Source organism: Cohnella sp. OV330 (assembly GCF_900112065.1).
Taxonomy (GTDB): Bacteria; Bacillota; Bacilli; order Paenibacillales; family Paenibacillaceae; genus Cohnella.
Genome location: NZ_FOKE01000021.1, coordinates 16,834 through 37,329, shown reverse-complemented (window position 1 = coordinate 37,329; position 20,496 = coordinate 16,834). Strand labels below are relative to the sequence as shown.

The window sequence follows — 20,496 nt, the reverse complement described above, 5'->3', positions numbered from 1 at the left end:
TATCGGCTCCTTAACAACAAACGAACGTATGATCCCATAAAATGTTACCATTATCTTGAACATAAATACAAGTGCTATTGATAAATGCCCGCTAACGCATAGAAGCTGCCGATCCCGTCTCGGCAGCTTCTTCTAAGTTTGTATTGCATCTCTACATTTAAAGCCGAATTTCCGTATCGTATTCCGTTATCGAGCCTGATTTGGTTAGAACCGCGAAGGACAACGGCTTCAAGCGAACGGGATGCTTGCTGCCCGACATTTCGACTACGCCCTGATTTTCGGTTTCCAACAGGTTATATAAAATGACCTTCCCGTTATTCATCAGCCATACCAACCCGATATGGCCTCCATCGACGATGTGCGGGAACGCCCACGCATCTTGACCGATCCGCGCTTGAAGCAGCGATACTTCGGCAGCGTCAGGCTTTGACGTCGCTGCATAATCCCAGCAAACAAGATTGGAAGCCGTAGCCTTTAACGCTTCGATATCCGCTTTATTTTTCAACGCGGCCTTTTGGTCAAAAATAACTTGTTTATACCTAGGCAGCTTCTCTTGCCATTCCGGCGTTAATTCATAATTGCCGAAAAACAAGAGCAACTCCCCGTCATCCTCGCGCTGGTCCGCACGCAAGGGTTTGACCGGCAAGCCCGCGAGCACCGGCAAACTGGTCGGGATAATGGGCTCTGCATAAGCGCCGTGCGTCCCGTAAGCGAGGTGAACCGGATGGGTTCTTTCCCCGTCTGCGCAGTCTTTGTCTAACGCTCGCAATACCGGAAGCGCATCTGCAATCGCTTCCCAATAGTTGTCATCCATCGCCCATGTGCCGCTCATGAAGAGGATATTTTCAAGGCCACCTGCGATCGCCAGCTTCGCTTTATAAACCAAGTTATGCGCCTTTAAAGACCGCGGAGGAAAAATCGTCGTTTCGCTATAAGCATAGGGCTTGTCGATAAAGTTCAGGTGGTAGGCAATACCGAGCATTTCTTCGCCTTTTGCGTACGGATTGGCGAATTTATGATCGTTGAATTGATGTTCCCCGACTCGGAACAGCGTGTTCGGCATTTGTTCCCGAATAGCGGGAATATCGATTCCGTGCCGTTCGTCGCCAAAATGCATGACCATGATCCCGGGCTGCACGCCCTCAATATCAGTCGCCTTCATGACGGCCGTAATTTTGTCGCATTGAAAGGCAACCCAATCCTTCATTAAGGCCGTATCCTGCTTATCCGCCATTTGCGCGCTCAAGGTTTCCCTTGTTTCTTGACGGCGGTAAATCGCGTTGAATTCCGCCACGCAAGCATCGCAATAACAGCCTTCGATATTTGCGTTTAAGTTGCCGATGCGAAGGTCGTCATCGAGAAATACTTCTTTAAAGCCCGCATCGCGGAGCAGCTTGGCCGCTTTTCCGTTGTCCTCGATCAGACAAGTGTCGATCGCCCCGCAGAAATAGGCGATTCCCCCTCTTTTATCGATCCGATAGTGCCAATGATCGGGGATTTTCAGCTTTGAATCGGGGTCGTCCGGGTTAAGCGAATTGCCCGGGTGCCCGACCGGGATCGTCAGCGCGCCGACTTCAAGCCCGTTTTGCTCCGCATAAGCCTTCGCCTGCTTAAGCGCTTCGAGATCGACCATGTCGCCGGAGAAAAAACCGGCAATCCAAATTTTCTCAATCCCGGCCTTCTTCATATTGGCAACCAACGCATCACGCGTGGATAATTCCAGCAGCGGTTCATGGGCCATACTATAATGCATCTTCATCATGGATTCCCCTTATCGTTTTCATTTGCACGATGATGCCTGTCATGCCGGAACTTCCTTGCTTCATTTCATACAGTTTAATAGAAGTAACCGGTTTGGAATACATGTCTAATTTTAACTATTGTGGGACATTCCCATACGATTGCGAGACTCTTCTCAGTTCTTGTCTGTCAACTTCATCGTCAGGATCGTCCAACGTCCTTTCTTTTTCATTAATGCAAAAGTCGCGGCGGATTCGTTGTCGCCGCTCCCGGTAATATGCACGGTGGCTTCATTACCCCTGGTTTGAACATCAAAATCCCAATCATCCAACAGCGATTGAGAGGCGTAAACCCACTTCGCTGCACTTCTCAGCTGCAGTGGCGTGCAGGACGGACAAAGCTCCGATAGTCGCTGATTGGCTTCCGAAGCCGTCTCGTCAGTAATCGCAGCTAACTTCATGAATTGAATGACGGCTTCGTGCTCCTTTTCTGGATAATCGCCTGGCTTCATAAACACCGTAACCGCTATTGGCCAATTCCGCATCGATCTGAATGATCCTTCCATGCTCGGTTTTGAGGATATAAATCGCATGGATCAGGTTTTCGTCGGAATGGTCGCTAAAAGCAAGCACCGCTTCCTTCTCTCCGTCCGAATCCAAGTCTTCTTCATCATATTCCTTCAGTACCCATTGATCGGAAGGCGCCTGTTCGGCGATGAAATCCAGATAAAGCTGCTTGGCAGTTGCAGTCCCGGTGCCCGCAGATATGTCACTTGATTGTTCGGCATTCAGATCGTACGAAATGTCATTGATCGTAACCTTCGTCACCGACTTGCTTGCTCTGTCGCATGTCACCTTAATCGAAAGACTCGCGGCTTCTATGAAGTTAATCAAGGACGTCCCCTGTTTCTCTCTGGATTTTTAAAGGTCTAACTTCTTCCATAATTATATGGTTGATACTGATATCCTGAAAGCTCTACGAAAAAAAGCACACTTCCGGAAAGTTAATTCCAGAAGCGTGCTTTTCGTTTAGCTATAGCCAGGCATCACGGCGTCACGCGCAGCGAATCCACCAGCATATACGAGCCCGTCTTTTTGACGGCTTTGATCGTGTGGGAGCCGGCGTTCAATCCGTTTACGCTGTAGATCGACTGATTGACAAGGCGCGTTGCGTTGTACGTGTTCGCCGTCGTCTGCAGGACGTTGTCGATATAGATGTCGACGTTGCCCTGATCCGACGCCTTCTCGCCAAGCATTTCGATCCCCGTACCGTTAAATGTGTATTGCATGTAATCGTTGTTGGCAGCCGTGAAGTGCACGTCGTCGTTGTAATCCCCATAGCCTCGGCCGGCGTTCAGCGACCAGGAGCCGGAGTACGTAATGCCGGAATCCGTATTATTCAGCTGAATACGGCTGCTGCGGACATTGAGCTTGTCGAGCAGCATGTACGTGCCCGACTTTTTCACGGCTTTGATCGTATGGGAGCCGCTGGCCAAGCCGCGGATGCTGTAGACGGTCTGCTGCGCGAGCCGCGTCGCGTTATAGGTGCTTACCGTCTGCTTGAAGACGCCGTCTACATAGATATCGATGTCCCCTTGCGCAGAATCCTTCTCGGTAACGAGATCGACCCCCGTGCCATTGAAGGCGTATTGGAAATAATCGTTGTTCGTCATCGTGTAGTGAACGTCGTCGTTGTAATCCCCGAAGCCGCGTGCGGTGCTGGTAGACCAGGATCCGGAATACGTAAAGCCGGCATCCGTATCGTTCGCTTCGATCGGGGCTGCCACGTTGAACGAGAGCTTGTCGAGCAGCATATACGTACCGGTCTTTTTCACCGCCTTCAACGTATGAACGCCGTTAGAGAGACCCGAAGCGCTATAAACCTTCTGCTGCGTCTGACGCGTCGCATTGTAAGTATTGACCGTCTGCTTCAGCACGCCGTCGATGTAGACGTCGACATTCCCCTGCGACGAATCCTTCTCGGTATACAGGTCGATGCCGGTTCCGTTAAATTTAAATTCGAAATAGTCTCCGTTCGCCTGCGTATAATGGACGTCGTCCTTGAAATCGCCGAGCCCTCGATTCCAGCTCCGCTGCCAGCTTCCCGTATAAGAGATGCCCGTGTCGTCGTCGTTTACGACGTTAGCGCCGCCGTTCGTGACGACTCGCAGCATCCGGGACGCATGCGGCGCGAGGTTTACGGCGCTGTAGCCCGTCGCAAACTTGCCGAGATCGGTATGCGTCCATAGGTCGCGGACCGTTGCTGAGCCGTATAAGCCGATGTCGCTCCAGTTCGCCGTCACCGTAGCCGAAGCGCTGCCGAGGTTGAACAGGGCGACCGTGTAGCTGCCGTCCCCGTTGTTCGCGTACCATACCTGCTGGTTGGTCGCGGTCGAGACCGGATGCGCCGGCCGCCCCGCCTGATTGACCGCGATCACCTCGTCGTTCGTCAATAGTCCGATGCCAAAGCTGTCCAGATTGGTCAAGTCGTTGCCCGTATAGAGCTGCGCCGACGACATCGACCATAACGTCATCGCCGTGCGGCGCTCGTCCTGGGTCAGGCCGTCCATTGCCCCGTTGCCGACGTTCAACGAGTCGAAGTCGTTCCAACCGCCCGGTCTCGCGTCGCGCCACCACGTTTCCGCATCCGGAAACAGGCGGGCGATATTGTTCCACTCGGTCAGTTTCACGCCGGGCTGATAAGCTTCGACGTCCCAATCGACGCGCCAGCCGTTGGCGTATTGCTTCCAGTAATCGACGTAGTTATGATCGAGCGCCCAGGAGAGCTCGAACCAGATGCCGTGCGGCGCAAGCGCGGTCGCCCACGCCTTCACGTCGCCGCGCGCGTCGATCGACGTATCGTTATGGCCGGAGCCCGGGGTCACGCTGTCGAACTTCACGAAGTCGATGCCCCAGGACGCGATCAAATCTGCGATGGAGTTGACGTAGCTTTGGGCGCAGGGATTCGAGAAGTCGATCTTGTATCCGATGTTCCAGTAGTCTGCCGTCGTAAGCGGCTGGACGGCGATATCCTGCATATGGCAGGAAGTCGTGCCGTAAATCGGCAGATTGGCATTGTAAGCGTCCTTCGACAGCCCAGGAATCAGATAGATGCCGATTTTCTGCCCGTTGTCGTGCACGTAGTCGATGACGTCCTGGAAGCCGTTCGGGTAAAGCGTCGTGCTCGGGATCGGCCGGCCGAATCCGTCCATGCTTCCGTTCCAGCCCGCGTCGATGTTGATGTATTCGTAGCCGTGCGACTGCAGCGTGGCGTGCATGGCATCCGACTGCGCCTTGATCTGGGCTGCCGTGATAAAGGGATTGCTGCCCGAATAAACCTGCATGCTGTAGCTGCTCCAGCCCATATACGGCTTCTGGCCGAGCCCGTTGATGGCGGCGCTGGCGACTTGCGCTTGCGGCATCGCGATTCCCGCTTGCGTCGCGAGAATGGCAACGGTCAGCAAGAGGATGCGAAGCTTGATAAAAGTTTTGAACATGACAAACATCATCTCCCTTTGTTTTGGATCGTGAAGCCACGAACCGACCGCCGAAGGGCGCGTTGACTCCCCTGCGGCCGTCATGCAGCTGCATGCCATTTATCCGCCGCATCCCCCCTTTTCCAGGCAGAATGATTCTCAAGCGAATTAATCAATTTACACTCAAATGATAGCGCTTTCATTTAGCGGGCTAGATTCATTATCTAAGCATTTTGGCAGTAAAAATAGGTACAATTGCGTCGTTCGGCGTACCGTTCCGCCGATTATTTCTTTCAACCTGACTGTATGTACGCGGCTTAGCCCTCGTTCGAGTCGTATCGGTAATCGCGATACTCCTGCGGCGTGCAGCCGACCAGCTTCTTGAACAAAAAAGTGAAGTAAGCCTGCGTCTGAAGGCCGACCCGGTCCGCCACTTCGTATATCTTAATGTTGGGGTCCTGGAGCAGCTTGATCGCCTGCTGAATTCGGGTTGCCTGGACGAACTCGGAGATCGTCTTGCCCATCTCGCGCTTGAACAGCACGCTCAGATAGCTCGCGTTCAGCTCGAACTGCTCGGCGAGCTGCTTGACGGTCCAGTTCTCCTGAAGTCGCGCTTCGATAAAATCGGCGATCGAGCGGATCAGATGATGCTGCTGATGGAGCCGGTCCTTCTTCTCGACCTGCATGTAGCGGTCCACGTACTCGACGAGAAGCTCCGCGATCTGGCCTGTGCTGCCGCAATCGAGCATTCGGCGCCAGATGAGGATGTTCGTATCGCTCTCCGCCGCGTTTTTCCATTTCAAGGTGCGGATTAACTCGCTCAAAAAGCTCATGCCAAATGCCTGGGCGTACGAGAAAGAAACCGGCTCTTGGGACAGCAACACGTCAAGGATCCGGTTCATATATCCGCCGACCTTCGCTGCATCCCCCTCTTCCATGAGTCGGACAAGATGGGGCATCCATTCTTCGCGCAGCCGATAGTCCTTGAACTCGCTCGCGTCGCCGCTCTCGTAGCGGACGATCTGGCCGTCTTCAACAAGGCGCGCCTTGGCCATCGCGAACTTGATTTCTTTATAAGCGAGCGCGCAGTCCTCCCATCGGTCAGCCAGTCGGCTGCAGCCGATCGTGACCTTCGCGCCGAAGCGGTCTAACATCATGCGCTGCACGAAGGCAAGATGCTTCTCCAGCCTGGCCCGCTCCTCCGAAGTCGGATTCAACTGCAGGGCGACCATTTCCTCCGGACTCGTCTGCGCGACATAAACCGATTCCATATCGGACAACGCGACCTCGACCGTCTGCCTGAAGCCGCTGCCGAGCAGCATCCTCTCCTTCGCCTCTCGTCCCGCCGAGCCGAACGAATCGAGGCCGAATACGATCGTCTGGATTCCCCGTCCGATGTCCGGGAGCTCCAGCAGCTCGCTCCACGATGCGATCAGCTCGTCCGTCAGCGGCATATCCGCGATCAAGTCGCTGACGAAGCGTTCCTTGACGAGCTTCGCGCTGCCCGTCACCTTCTTCTCCAGCTCGTTGGTCTGCGCGATGACATGGCGCATTTTCTCGATCGTCTTCCGAAACGCCGTCAACCGGCTGCTCACCTCGTCCAGTTTGAGCGGCTTCAGCACGTACGCCTGCGCGCCCACATGAATGGCGTCCTGCACGAACTCGAATTCGCTGTAACCGCTGATCATGAGAACCTGCAAGTGCGGGTGCAAGGGCTTCGCCCGTTCCACAAGCTCGATTCCGTTCATGACGGGCATCGACACGTCCGAGATCAACACGTCGAACGACGAACGGCTTAATGCCTCCAGCGCTTCTTCGGCCGACTCGAAGAGCGCCGGCGATTCGTAGCCCAGCTCCTCCCAATCGATAGTGCGCGCCAATCCATAGAGGTTAGACGGCTCGTCGTCGACAATAAGTACGTTAATCATTCGACATCTCCCTTCTGATCGACGGCGGCGAAGCCAAGGACGGCATATTCAGCTCTACCTGCGTCCAGACGCACTGCTCGCCGCGGAACGTTAGCGATGCGTCGCCGCCAAAGTAGAGCGCCAGCCGCTTCCGGATGTTCGCGATCCCGAACCCGTTCGCTCCATTCTTCGCCTTGGACGAGCTGCTCGCGTACGCGCCTGCCTCCAATTCCCGCATCGTCGTCTCCGCCATGCCAAGGCCGTTGTCGTATACGGTCATACGGAGCCGTCCGTCTTCCGCAGCGGCGGCGATAACGATTCGGGCATCGGGCCTGCGGGCGATCGCGCCGTGCTGATAGCAATTCTCGACGATCGGCTGCAGCACCGTCTTGATCGTGTAGCAGTCGAGCGCGGCCTCTTCAACTTCCCATTCGATCCGCACGCGTCCCGGATAGCGGAACTGGCAGATGTCCAAATACGCCTTCACGTGCTCCAGCTCCTCCCTGACGCGAATGACGCTGATCTGGTTGTTGAGCGTGAGCCGATAGAAGGTCGTCAGCGCATCGATGATGCGGATCTGCTCGTCGTCCTTCGCATAGATCGCCCGCCACCTGAGCAGCCCGAGCGAATTATAGATGAAGTGGGGGTTGATCTGCGCTTGGAGCGAGCGGAACGCTTGTTCCTTCTCCATGAGACCGGCGCGGGTAATGTCCTCGACGAGTCTCCCGAGCCGCACCGACATCGAATTGAATACGTTCTCCAAATCCCCGAGCTCATCCCGGCCTTGGCTGCGCACCGTCACCTCGAATTCGCCTTGCGCGACATCGCTCATACGGGCGCCAAGCTTGCGGATGCGCCATACGATATTTTTGACGATCGTCATCATGAGCGACACCGACAGCAGCAGGAAAAGCGCCGTTATGCCGACGATCAGCAGCAGAATCGTCAGGTTCTGGCGATCCATGTACTTCATGTGGATAAGCGCGACGACCTTCCAGCCGGATTCCAGCGGCTTGACGATCTGCAGCTCCCGGTTTCGGCTCAGGTCAAGCACGCGCGCGCTCCCTCCGCTCTCGGCACTCGAGTCGCCGGCGGAAGCATCGCTTCTCAGTTTGATACGGTTGCCGATGTGGGCTTCATCGGAAGTAGCCAGAATACGATTGGCCGCATCGACGATATACAAGCTGCCGCTGCCCTTAAACGGATGATCGAGCAGCTCGCCGAACACGGCGTCGTAATTGAGCAGAATATAGACCAATCCCAGCACGTCGCCGCTCGGGCCGATGATTTTACGCGTAATGACGTTCATTTTCGGATTGTTCGTTGCGTTGCTCCATACCAGCGGCGCGTCCGATTCGACCCCTTCGCGGTACCAGGTCCGCTCGTCCATGCCGGACAGCATCCGGTCTTCCGGTCGCCACAGCAGCTGACCGTCCTGGACGAGCGTCTCGTTCGTATGGTAAATGCGGAAGTCCGCGATGCCGGGCAAATACTTGCTCGTAATCAGAAACGTTCGGTCTACGTAGTTGACGGTGTCTACAATCTCCGGCATATCCGTATATTCCCGTCCGAGCCGGGCGATCAGCTCGCCGTCGGTCGCCGTCCTTACCGCTAGCAGATCGTAGCTTCTCTTGCTGAATTCCGCCATTTTCGCCGATTGACTGACCGCTTCGTCCGCAGCGGACATATAACTTTGCGTAAAGCTGTGGATCACGAGATAGATGGCGCCTATCCCTAGCGCTAGCGTCGGCAACAATAGAATGAGGCCGTACAGCACGAGAATTTTGCTGCGCAAGTTCAGCTTGCGGGTAGCCCCGATGATCCACTTCTCCAGAAGCCTGCGCAAGGCTACCCCTCCCTTAGATAAACGGAGTATAATACGGTCGATTCGGATCGGCAAGGACGTCCGTATATCAGAGCGAGGTTGCCGGCTGCTAGAAGTAGGAAAGAGAAGCCGCAACGATCGCTACGGCTTCCCTTCTAACTTCGGTCAGGCAGGAGATCATTTTGTCAGAGGCAGCTCCGCGTGCCATTCATCCTTCAGCTCGCTCCAGTGCGCGCGCTTCTCCAACGCGCCTTGGAAATCGGTCCAGACCGACTCAAACTGCCCGTCGTCCTTGGCCATCAGCAGCTTGGCTTTGTACTCCTTGCGCACGTTCTCGAGCTCGGGCAGATACTTTTCCCACAGCCCACCTGTTTTCGCCTTCACCCGATCGTACGTCTCGGCGATGCGCACGCCGCCCATTTTGCCGACCGCTTCCGTGAAATCGATCGTCTTCTGGCGACCCTTCGGCTCCATGACGGCGACGTTCCACCACGGATACCATTCGTTGTTGTAGGAGGACAAGCCATACAGTTCGGGCGTCGTGCTCGCTTTCTTCGCCGCATCCCCGGAATCGTGCAGCGCCGAGTAATCGGCATTAATGTACTTCCACTTGCCCAGCGGCTTGTCGGCCCAGTCCCAATAGACGCCCGGAGGCCCTTCGTTCGCGATCTGCTGCATCTCCGGCTTCGGCTGCAGCATGTAGTCCATGAACGACAGAATCGCTTCGAGGTTCTTCGTATCTTTGCTGATATAGACGTCGTTGCCAGGGTATGGACTAACGATCTGATTGGACCCGATATGGTCGACGCCCGGCACCTGCGGATACGGAATGGTGTCGTAATACCAGGCCGGTTCCGTCGGTCCGTCGAGCGTTTCCCAGATATGCGCGTCCATATTAAAGAAGCCGCCGGCATTCATCGCGATACGTCCGGACTTCGTCTTCTCCCGGTAACGCTCCGTCTTGTCGGTTATGACTTCTCGGTCGAGCAGGTTCTCGCGGTACATCTTGTTCATCCACTGATAAGCGGCCTTGTACTGAGGATCGTCGTAGATAAACTGGTAGTCGTCCCCCTTCTTCTCGACGGGAATGACGCCGCCGGCGGTTGCCGTCGTGACGCCGAAGGTGCTCAGAATGACGTTTTCGTCGCTCGCATCGGAGAGGAAGTCCAGCGGGATCAGCTTTTTGCCCGACGCGTCCGTCACTTGGGAGGCGGCCTTCAGGTATTTTTCCACGCCGTCAAGCGTTTTCAAATCATCCTTCGTCATGCCGGTCTTCTCCAGCACATCGGTGCGGATGAACCAACCTAAGGAAGCCCAGCCCGGCCATGGATCGTTCGGATTCTGATCGAACCAGCTCGGAATCGACCAAATATGACCGTCCGCGTCCTTCATGGCGTCCAGATACAGTTTTGGAATGGAAGCTAGGCTCGGATACTTGTCGGGCATGTCGAAATACTGCTCGAGCGGCAAGATTTGTCCCGAACGAATCATCGCGGAATCGACGACATCGTTGCGTGCGAACACGGCAGCGTCATCGAAGCTGCCCGCGTTCAGCTTCAGGTTGAGCGCCGTCAGGGTGTCCCCTTGCGTCGCTTCCAGCTGGACGTCGATGCCCGGCCCTTTTTCCCGCCAATACTTCTGCACCATGCTGTCATTGTTGATCGTGGCGTTCCAGCCAAGCCAAAGCTTGAATGCCTTCGGTCCGGCGGAGCTTGCCGGCTCGGATGAAGCAGGCGCGCTTCCTTCGGATACGGCCGGTTGAGTGGCGTTGCTCTCTTTGTCGCTCCCGCTCGAGCAGGCTGCCGTGCCCATCATCAACATAGCGAGACCGAGTGCGATGACGCTCTTTCTTTTTGTCTCCTTGCGCAAAACCATGAATGGTGTCCCCTTCCTTGTCTCAATGGACGGAATAGCTGGTATAGGATGAAGCTTCATACCCGTTAGAATGGCGCGATAGCTGCGCGAGGCGGCTAGGCCGCTTCGCGATCAGCCTTTGACGGAACCGATGAGCACGCCTTTGACGAAGTACCGCTGAAGAAACGGATATACGCACAAAATCGGAATGGCGCTCACCATGACGGTCGCCATCTTGATCGACATCAGCGTGATGTTCGACAGGATCGTACCGCGCGCCATCGCCTCGATATTGTTGTTCGAGCCTAGCACGGCTGACAGATCCTGCGCCGATAGCAGCTGCTGCAAGAACGTCTGCACCGGAATGAGATTTTGATCCGATACGAAGAAAGCGCCGGCGAACCAGTCGTTCCAGTGCATGACGCCGGTGAACAGCCCGATCGCGGCCAGCATCGGTTTCGATAAGGGAACGACGATCGACCGCAAGGTTCGCAGCGGGCCGGCACCGTCCAGCTCGGCCGATTCGATGAGAGCATCGGGAATGCCCTGAATGAACTTCATCATGACGAACATGTTCCAGGCCGAGAAAGCGCTAGGGATGATATACACCCAAAACGAATTGAGCAGCGACAGCTGATGAAGCTGGATGTAGAACGGAACAAGACCGCCGCTGAATAGCATCGTGATGAGCACGTAGCCGAGCAGCGTTCCCCGCATCGGCAATTGGCGGTACGATAAGCCGAAGGCGGCGAGCAAGGTGACGAGCAGGCCGACGGCCGTCCCGATCGCGGTACGCGCCACGGTAATGCCGTATGCGTGCTGAATGACGGCGTTGCCGAGTACGACTTGGAAATTCGATAGCGTGAAATCCCGCGGCCACAGGTAGACGCCGCCCTTGGCTGCGTCGCTGCCGACGTTGAGAGAGATCGCGAGCATGTACAGGAACGGATACAGCACGGAGAGACAAAGCAATGCGAGGATGGCCGCGATCATCGCTTGACCAAATTTTTCGGATGCGGAACGTTTCATCGGTTACCAGAGCCCCTCCCCGTTCAGTCGTCGGGACAACCGGTTCGTACCCAGCACGAGGATGAGGCTGATGACGGAGGACAGCAGGCCGATCGCCGTCGCCGGTCCGAAGTAGCCCTGCTGCAGACCGTTACGCAGCACGTAAGTATCGAGCACGTCGGCGACAGGCTGGTTGGCCGGGTTCATCAGCGGGTAGATCTGGTCCATGCCGACTGCGATGAGGCTCGGCATGCTCAGGATAAGCACGATCGAGACGGTCGGCAGAATACCGGGGAACGTGATATAGCGAATTTGCGCCAGTCGCCCGGCCCCTTCGACGCGCGCCGCTTCATAGAGCTGCGGGTCGATCGCCGTAATCGCGGCCAGGTACAGAATCGTGTTCCAGCCGACTTCCTTCCACAGGCCGCTCGCCACGATCATCGGCCTGAACCATTCGGTCGAGCCGAGGAAGAAGATCTGATCGCCGCCGAGATCGGCGATGAACGCGTTAACGAGTCCGCCGTCGAGCGTCAGCAGCGATTGGAGAATGTACGCCACGACGATCCAGGAGAAAAAATGCGGCAAGTAGCTGACGGATTGCACGAATCTCTTGAATTTGTTGTGCCGCACCTCGTTGATGAGCAGCGCGAGCATAATCGGCGCCGGAAAGCCGAAGACGAACTTGAGCGCGGCGATCCACAGCGTGTTGCTTACGACGATCCAGAACTGGTCGTCATGCAGAAATTCGAAGTTGTCGAGCCCGATCCACGGACTGTTCCAGATCGTGCCGCCGATGTGGAAATCTTTGAACGCGACCTGCACGCCTGCCATCGGAATGTAGCTGAACAAGAACAGCAGGACGACGGCGGGCGCGATCATGACATACTGCCAACGGTATTTGGCCACTCTTGCTAGCATAAGATCACCTCAGTGGTTCCCATTATACGGGCAGCCTTCGGACGGCAACAACGTAACAACGATTGGATTATTGTCGCGCTGATTGGATTTGCCTAAAAAAACAGCTCGTGCCGACATGGGCAAGAGCTGTCTCTAAAAAGGTTCAGCCGGAACGAATTTTGCCGGGAGCGACGCCGTATTGCTTCTTGAACAGATGATAGAAGTGGCTCAGATTGTCGAACCCCGCTTCATAGGCGGCTTCCATAATGCCCAGGCTCGTCGTGAGCAGGAGGTTGCGGGCATGCGCGAGGCGCAGCCGGTTCAGGTAAGCGGTCGGCGTCGTCTGCAAGTATTGATTGAACACGCGGTTCAAATGTCCGGCGCTGCGGCCCGACAACTCGCTCAGTCGACTTGGACCATCAATGAAGTTCTCCCTCTTCTGCAGCTCGAGCAGCAGATGATCCAGCCACGCCGGCATCGCCTTTTGATTCTCGTCCCGATCGTCCAGGAAGTAAAGCGTCAGCGCATCGACCAGCCAGCTGCGTGCCGCCGAGCGCGCTTTCGACTTGTCGATCGTCGCGTATACCCCGATCAGCCCCCCCTTTTGCGTCAAATAGTCCGCATCGGCAGGCGCCAGCCGGAGAATAGGCGGCAGCTTCGACCGCTTCAGCCTTGCCGAGAAGCCGGGCCTGCCTACGAATTCCATCGCGCTCTCCACCGCCTCCGAATAGAAATTAATATTCATGAAGCGGCAGTCCTCTTCGCCGCAGAAGTCGTAGCCATGCGTATCGCCGGGGCGAATGAACGCCATCTCGCCCGCTTTAAGCGTCTGCGTCTCGCCATTGACCAGGTGCGTGCAGCGTCCCGCCATAATGACGAACAATTCGTAAAAGTCATGCCCGTGCAACGGAAAGGCGTGCTTAATGGATTCGACGATATGGTAATTGGATTGCGTCTGCGGATCGATCAGCGTCGCGGCCCGCAGCAAGTTTTCTTTCAATCAGATCGTCCCCCCTTCGTCCAATAGATCCAGCTTTTCTCCGTTCCGATGTTAATATAGCACAAAAACTTGCTTATAAAATACAAGACGACCTAAGCCTCCGATGCTATGATCTAGCTAATTCCTGTCGGTCTATTCCGCCGCCGGGACGATTGGCATACGGGAATAGCACAATTTATGAAAAGGAAATCGGGAGGCAATGAAATGCAGTTACTGACGCTTAACGGCGATTGGCGAATGAAGCGAACCGACGATAACGAATGGATCGACGCCGTCGTTCCCGGCTCCGTCTTCAATGACCTGCTGCGGGCAGGCAAAATGGAAGATCCCTTCTATCGCGATAACGAGATGGCCGCGCTCGAGCTGACCAAGTTCGATTATGAATACGAGCGAAGCTTCGAGGCGGACGAGGCCCTTCTTGCGCGCGATGTCGTCCTGCTCCGCTGCGAAGGATTGGATACCCTGTGCGAGGTTTTCATTAACGGCAGGCTCGCGCTGGACGCCGACAATATGCACCGGACGTACGAGACGAACGTCAAGGAGATGCTTCGGGCCGGCTTGAACGAAATTCGTGTCGTCATCCGCTCGGCGACGCGCTTTGCTATCGATAAGGACAAGGAGCTCCATCTGTCGAGCTGCGCCGACGCCGTGCCCGGCATCTCCCATCTTCGTAAGGCGCATAGCATGTTCGGCTGGGATTGGGGGCCGAAGTTGCCGGATGCCGGCATCTGGCGGGATATCTCGATCCGCGGTTACGATCGGGGGCGAATCGATGATGTCTACATTACGCAGGACCACGAGGCCGACGCAGTCCGTCTCGATGTCCGCATCGATGTAGAGCGATGGCTGCCGAACGCCGAACTGACCGTTCATACTGTGTTAGAGGCGCCGGACGGCACCGTTTCAGAGCGCAAAGCCATTGCTGAGGCCGCTCCTTTAGGAGGCGCGCTGCTCAGCTTCGACATCGCGAATCCGGAGCTGTGGTGGCCGCACAACTATGGTCGGCAGCCGTTGTATACGCTCCGGGTCATCCTTCAAAGCGAAGCGGGCGTTGCCGATGAGCGGACGCTCCGGATCGGCTTGCGGACGCTTACCGTCCGGCAGGAGAAGGACGAATGGGGCGAATCGTTCGAATTCGTCGTCAACGGCCGCGGCATCTTCGCCATGGGCGCCAATTACATACCGGAGGATAATGTTTTCGGCCGGCTCACCCCCGCTCGGACGGAACGGCTGCTGCAAAGCTGCGCGGAAGCGAACTTCAACTGCATTCGCGTTTGGGGCGGCGGCTATTATCCTGACGATTCGTTCTACGACGCTTGCGACAGACTCGGTCTGATCGTCTGGCAGGACCATTTATACGCGTGCGGCACATACGATTTCAACGACGCTTTCCGGGAGAGCATTCGCCGGGAGACGATCGACAACGTGAAGCGCATTCGGCATCATGCCTCGCTCGGCATCTGGAGCGGCAACAACGAGCTTGAATATGCCTGGGCGAATTGGGGCTGGACGGAGCGATACGGCGAAAAGCAACGCGAAGATTACTTGCGCCAATTCGAGCAGTTCCTGCCCGAGTTGAACGCGGAGCACGATCCCGGCACGTTCTATTGGCGTTCTTCTCCCTCATCCTACGGAGGCATCGACGAACCGAACCTGGCAAGCGTCGGGGATATGCACTACTGGGACGTCTGGCACGGCAGAAAGCCGATTGCCGAATACCGGACGCTTTTCCCGCGGTTCATGTCCGAATTCGGGCTGCAGTCCTTCCCTTCGCTCAAGACGGTAGAGACGTTTACGCTGCCGGAGGACCGCAACATCTTCTCCTACGTCATGGAAGCGCATCAGAAGAACGGCACCGGCAACGAGAAGATTCTTTACTATATCAGCGAATATTTCAAATACCCCAAAGATTTCGAATCGCTGCTGTACGTCTCCCAGCTCATTCAGGCCGAAGGCATGCGCGTCGGCGTCGAGCACTGGCGCCGCAATCGGGCCGGTGCATGGGCGCGATCTATTGGCAGCTGAACGACATCTGGCCAGGCGCCTCATGGTCAAGCATCGATTACTTCGGCCGCTGGAAGGCGACGCAGCATGCCGCGAAACGTTTCTTCGCTCCGGTGCTGGTCTCCGCTTGCGAGCAAGGGACAAACGTTTCGCTGCATATAACGAACGATTCGCTCGCGCGCTTCGAGGGACAACTGCGCTGGTCGCTGCTCGATCACCGCTCTGAACCGATTCTAACCGGAGAAATGCCGATCCTCGTGGACCCGCTCTCTTCTCGGGAAGCTGTCGCGCTCGAACTAGCTGACGAGTTGGATACGCCGGACAAGCTGCGCCGCCGTTACCTGGCGTTTACGCTGACAGCAGAAGGCCGGGAAGTAAGCGGAGGTTCGGTATTGTTTCTCAAGTCGAAGCACTTTGAATACCTGGATCCGCGCATCGTCGCTGCAGTCGCTGAAGAGGAAGACGAATACGTCGTCAGCCTCAGCGCCGAAGCCTTCGCCCAATTCGTGTCTGTTGATCTGCGCGATGCGGACGCCACTTGGAGCGACAACATCTTCGATCTGTCGGCGTCCGGCACCAAAAGGGTAATCGTACCGAAGAGCAGCCTGTCTACGCCGCTTAGTCTGCCGCAATTCCGCGAGCAACTCGTCGTCCGCAGTTTGTTCGACACGTACGCCTGAGCGCGATCGTTCCTTTCTAAACGATCAGTCCTGAAAAGCAGCTAAATCGAATTGGCAGTCTGCGCGGGCTCTCCAGCGATTACGCCCGTTCGCGCGGCCGCCGCCCGATCGAATCTGCTGGCATGAATGAACCAGGCTGCGCCGAGCAGAACGCCTCCGGTCAACGCAAAGACGAGCGAGATTCCAAACGCGTTGCCCACGATTCCGCCAAGCAGCGGCCCGAGCACAAAGCCGAGCATATTCGCCGATTGGCTCAGGCTAACGGCTCTTCCCCGAAAATCGCTGTCGGCAAATCGCACGATGAGCGCATTCAGCGACGGAAAGACGGCCGCATAAAAAAGACCGTAGCCGAAGCGCAAGCCGGTGAATGCCGCGACGCCGGGGACAAGCATTTGCAGCAAGCTGCCGATGCCGCCGCCGACGAGGCCGATGATCAGCGTTTTGTCGAAGCCGCGGCGCCCTCCCATTCGTCCCCAGAAGGCGCCGGTCAGTACTGTAGCCAGGCCTACGGCGGAGAACGCGAATCCTGAGCTAAGCATCGCATGACGCTCGTCCGCGCCGAGTTCGACGACATAGAGAGACAGCAGCGGCTCCAGCATGTAGGTGGACACCGTCACGATCACGATGATGCCATAGATGCGAAGCAGCATGGGCGTCCGCGCAGCCTGCCGCAAATCTTGCCGAATGGAGGCTCTAGCCGTATCGCGCCTTCGGGTGGCCTCCCGAACGCCGATGACGATCAAGGCGGATAGGATCATGAGCGCACCGGAGAGGATAAAGCATCCCCGTAGACCGACCGATTGGGCGACCAAGCCGCCGGCCAGCGGGCCGATGATGCTCCCTGCGGCCGTGGAGGTCGACATGACGCCAAGTGCGTAGCCCACATGCTTTTCCGGCGTATTGGTGCCGACCAGCGTCATCGATGCCGGATAGAAGCCGGCCATGATTCCTTGGAAGATTCGAACGGCCAAAAAGGAGATGAGATCAAAGACGAATACATTCGCGATAAAAGCCAACCCGAGCCCGAATCCGGACCGGATCAGCATCGGCTTGCTGCCAAAGCGATCCGCGAGCGAGCCCCAGAACGGCGCGCATAAGCCGCTTACCAAAAAACTGATCGAGATCGCGATGCCTGCCCACGTCTCGACATGACGATGGACATCAAGGTCCTGTCGCAGGAACAAAGGGTAAAATGGCGTAGACAGCGTGGCCGCCATGCCATTGATGAACAGGCCGCACCAAAGCACGTACATGTTGCGCTTCCAATCGGGCAATACGGCAGCCTCCTGTTCGTTTTCGCTCTGCCTGAAGTCGCCGCCGAGCACGAACGTCGTAGAGCCATTGCTTTAGTAGATTTAATCCATTGTACGTCTACATGGAAACCATTGACTAATCGATAAATCCAATTCAATCATTCAAACTTTAAATCGCAAAAAAATGCGCCGCAGAGATCCCCTCTCTGCGGCGCATTCGAAAGTAGATTCGATGCTGTGGCGTACAATCCTTTGTATTCGTTTACGATTTACCGCTCGTAAGCTGCTGCGCCGCCAAGGCGATGAACATAAAGTGCGAAGAGCCGCCTCCCAGTACGTACTCCACCTGCTGCCACAAATAAGGGAACACCAGCAGCTCGGGGAAGTCCGGTCGGATCAGCGCAGTACCCGATATGACGCCGCCGGGAATATAGGACCAATCGGCGCGATTGAGACCATATCCTACCGTTGCCGAAGTGGCGCCTACGCCCGACGCAAACGACATCGTGTTGGCGCCCGGATGACAGCCCAAAACAAAGTTAAGGGCATTAAAGATCAATTCGGGATCGAAAAGGTCGGGATACGCCCGATGCAGGAAATAGTATTCGTAGCCCTGCTGCTGGATCCCCCAACCCGCTCCCCAGATATGGGGACGATACGGAATCCCGTAAGGCGTCTCGGCGCTTTGGCGCGCAAACTGCTCTTTCAAGGCCGGCAAGGCATCGCGAATCCTCTGCGTGAAGCCGGCATCATTCATCGCCTTTTCGGCGCGAGCGACAAACCAACCCACCTGGGCGATCGATTCGACGATAAAATCGGCTTCCGACAATAAATGGTTTTTATATTGTTCTTCTCCGGTCGCCACGAACAATTCGGCGGCGGCATGAACCTTTGCCGTCCTGGCATTGCCGCTTCCATCCGTTATCTTAAATAGCTCGGCGGCGGCCTGCAAGGCTTGTTGACTTAAAACAGGGTTAAAATCGATCAAGGCGCGCGAAGCGGCTGCCAGATGAGCGGCAGTCGTCAATTCCCGCGTCGGATTGTCTTCGGTGAAAACCCAGCGTTCCGAAGCCATGCTCGCGCTGTCGCCAAGGTGAACGTATTGCCGAAGGTCGTTTTCGATAATCCCCCGATAAAGCCGCCCCAATGCGCGATAGCCGCCCACGACGGACAAGACGCCGTGCTCGATCTGCTGCAGGATGTCGTTTTTGCCGTCAGGCTGGTGGATTTCGACGATTCGCTTGTCCTGATCGATCGTCGTCGCATCGTAGAAGACATTAAAAGACTCGTACGCGAGCGCCAGCGTATAGAATTCGCCGGACTGCGACTCGATCCGCAGGTCGAAATCGCCGGCATCGTGCCAACCGCCCACGTTAAGACCCGGCACGAAGTCACCCGGTTTGCAGTCGGTCAATGTGGACGGGCCTTGTTCATAGCCGTCAAAGTGATTCAAATTGACCGGAGCCATCCTGGCATCGTGTTCATGACAATCGCCGTGCCAGACGCGGTATTTTTCGCTTACCCGCATATGGCACATCTGGACGGGAAGAAAATATTCAAGAACCGGCTGCCAGACGCCTCGGTCGTAAATATCGCCGGCGATCCGGAAGATGGACGACTGCGACGATCCGTATTGAACTTTGTACAGCCCTTCCTCCCTGATCTCCGTAAATTCGAATTTTAGGTAGCGATACCGGAGGAATTGGCCCCATTCCTCTCCGTCCGCCGAGAAAACTTCTTTTTCGCCGGTCTCCGTTATTTTGAATAGCGACAGTTTTTCGCGTTTGCTTTCGCGTTGATCGAGCTCAATGATAGCCGTCTTCGACTGGCCGGGATGATAGCCGACCTGCGAAGTTTGAACGACGGCTGGAGAGAGCCAGTCTTCCACGACGTTAGGGGTAATGACCCATTCGATCGCATGATTAGTGGCTCCGGCATGTACTTCGCTGCTGATCACGAACCAGCCGTTGTTATGGTTCATGCGTCCGTCGTATAGCTTGAGCGCTGTCCCATTGCTTTCGATGGTGAAGCGGTTGTACGGATCTTCGGGCCGCACAGTAAAACGTTTTCCAACGGCATACGGCTGAGCGATGAGATCGTCGGCGATCATCGGATTATATCCCGCGTTGTCGCCTGTCAGAAGTTTAAGATCCGCTTTCGCATCGGGCTCGCTGAAGTTCCCGGGATGCGCGTGATTAGTCGGCAGCGACAAAACCGGGCCGTTCGGCTGCTCCGGAAAAATGCCGGATCTGTTGTCCATGATCCAAGGCTTGCCGAATAACGCGCCGGGAAACAACTCCAGGTTAAAGCTTATTTTGCCGACGAACTTGTCCGGGATCGGTCTGTCCAAATCGACGGTCACTTTGACCGACGTGCCTTCACCTTGGACGATCACGTTGTAATTAAACTCGAAATCCGGATAGATCATCGGATTAAAGCCTTTTAAGTGTTTCGATTTGTCCGGAAAACGGAGCGAAGTGACGATCGTATTCGCCGCTTCATCCAGCTCGCGCTTGCCCTGCTTGGGTACCGGCTGCCATTGTCCCGGCGTCTGCTCGAACCGGATATCGCCGTTCGTAGCGACGCGATTGCCGTGCATAAGGATACTTACGCCGGACTGATGCCCTTCCGGATATATATCGTCGAAGGCCATCACGTTCACGCCCTGATTTTCAAAATAGCCGGATGCGCGATTTAAGTGGAACCCCTTGCTCTCTGAGGCGGTGCGGCCGTTTCCTTTTTCCATGAAGTCGACTCCTTTTCTGGATTTCTGACCTTGATGATAATATAGCCATGCCCTCATGCATAGGTAATTAACGGGAAAAGCGAATGAATCGCAAAAAGACCGCTTTT

Annotated in this window: 14 protein-coding genes; 2 read left to right on the top strand and 12 right to left on the bottom strand. The window is 56.0% G+C overall.

Translation table 11 applies throughout. The features are described 5' to 3' along the window. Positions 1-157: 157 nt before the first annotated feature. The 10 genes from BM235_RS30925 to BM235_RS30880 all read right to left on the bottom strand — a co-directional run bounded on the left by BM235_RS30925 (position 158) and on the right by BM235_RS30880 (position 13,706). Entirely contained in the window at positions 158-1,759 is a 1,602-nt protein-coding gene (locus BM235_RS30925) for a hypothetical protein (protein ID WP_090118122.1), read from the bottom strand. A gap of 156 nt (positions 1,760-1,915) precedes the next feature. Then, positions 1,916-2,200 (bottom strand): hypothetical protein, encoded by a 285-nt coding sequence (locus BM235_RS30920; RefSeq protein WP_143106761.1) that lies wholly within the window; start codon positions 2,198-2,200, stop codon positions 1,916-1,918. After that, complete coding sequence (locus BM235_RS31810; protein WP_143106760.1) at positions 2,178-2,633, bottom strand: hypothetical protein; 456 nt, start codon at positions 2,631-2,633, stop codon at positions 2,178-2,180. Before BM235_RS31810 ends, BM235_RS30920 begins: the two co-directional genes overlap by 23 nt. Before the next feature lie 152 nt (positions 2,634-2,785). Beyond that, entirely contained in the window at positions 2,786-5,236 is a 2,451-nt protein-coding gene (locus BM235_RS30910) for a glycoside hydrolase family 27 protein (protein WP_199408968.1), read from the bottom strand. 296 nt (positions 5,237-5,532) lie between these two features. Then, complete coding sequence (locus BM235_RS30905) at positions 5,533-7,143, bottom strand: response regulator transcription factor (RefSeq protein WP_090118119.1); 1,611 nt, start codon at positions 7,141-7,143, stop codon at positions 5,533-5,535. Next, a complete protein-coding gene (locus BM235_RS30900) occupies positions 7,136-8,968 on the bottom strand; it encodes a sensor histidine kinase (protein WP_090118118.1) in 1,833 nt (610 codons plus the stop codon). The genes BM235_RS30905 and BM235_RS30900 overlap by 8 nt, the downstream gene beginning before the upstream one ends. Before the next feature lie 156 nt (positions 8,969-9,124). After that, positions 9,125-10,822 (bottom strand): type 2 periplasmic-binding domain-containing protein, encoded by a 1,698-nt coding sequence (locus BM235_RS30895; protein WP_090118117.1) that lies wholly within the window; start codon positions 10,820-10,822, stop codon positions 9,125-9,127. Between the two features lie 111 nt (positions 10,823-10,933). Continuing rightward, the gene (locus BM235_RS30890; protein WP_090118116.1) at positions 10,934-11,830 is read right to left on the bottom strand and encodes a carbohydrate ABC transporter permease; all 897 of its coding nucleotides are present in this window, start codon (positions 11,828-11,830) and stop codon (positions 10,934-10,936) included. Positions 11,831-11,833: 3 nt separating this feature from the next. Continuing rightward, positions 11,834-12,727: an ABC transporter permease gene (locus BM235_RS30885; RefSeq protein WP_090118115.1), complete on the bottom strand. Its 894-nt coding sequence runs from the start codon at positions 12,725-12,727 to the stop codon at positions 11,834-11,836. A gap of 142 nt (positions 12,728-12,869) precedes the next feature. Further along, complete coding sequence (locus BM235_RS30880; RefSeq protein WP_090118114.1) at positions 12,870-13,706, bottom strand: AraC family transcriptional regulator; 837 nt, start codon at positions 13,704-13,706, stop codon at positions 12,870-12,872. A 204-nt stretch (positions 13,707-13,910) separates the two neighbouring features. Between BM235_RS30880 and BM235_RS30875 the strand changes: the two genes are divergently transcribed. Together BM235_RS30875 and BM235_RS33045 are read left to right on the top strand one after the other, a co-directional pair. Further along, positions 13,911-15,731 carry a glycoside hydrolase family 2 protein gene (locus BM235_RS30875; RefSeq protein WP_369803580.1) on the top strand — a complete coding sequence of 607 codons (1,821 nt, stop codon included), beginning with the start codon at positions 13,911-13,913 and terminating at the stop codon, positions 15,729-15,731. Further along, positions 15,707-16,390: a beta-mannosidase gene (locus BM235_RS33045; RefSeq protein WP_369803579.1), complete on the top strand. Its 684-nt coding sequence runs from the start codon at positions 15,707-15,709 to the stop codon at positions 16,388-16,390. The genes BM235_RS30875 and BM235_RS33045 overlap by 25 nt, the downstream gene beginning before the upstream one ends. Positions 16,391-16,431: 41 nt before the next feature. Here the strand turns inward: BM235_RS33045 and BM235_RS30870 are convergent, their stop codons facing one another. Both BM235_RS30870 and BM235_RS30865 read right to left on the bottom strand, forming a co-directional pair. Beyond that, positions 16,432-17,664 (bottom strand): MFS transporter, encoded by a 1,233-nt coding sequence (locus tag BM235_RS30870; protein ID WP_090118113.1) that lies wholly within the window; start codon positions 17,662-17,664, stop codon positions 16,432-16,434. A gap of 241 nt (positions 17,665-17,905) precedes the next feature. After that, positions 17,906-20,389, bottom strand: coding sequence for a glycoside hydrolase family 9 protein (locus tag BM235_RS30865; RefSeq protein ID WP_090118112.1), 2,484 nt, complete (start codon positions 20,387-20,389; stop codon positions 17,906-17,908). Positions 20,390-20,496 lie beyond the last annotated feature (107 nt).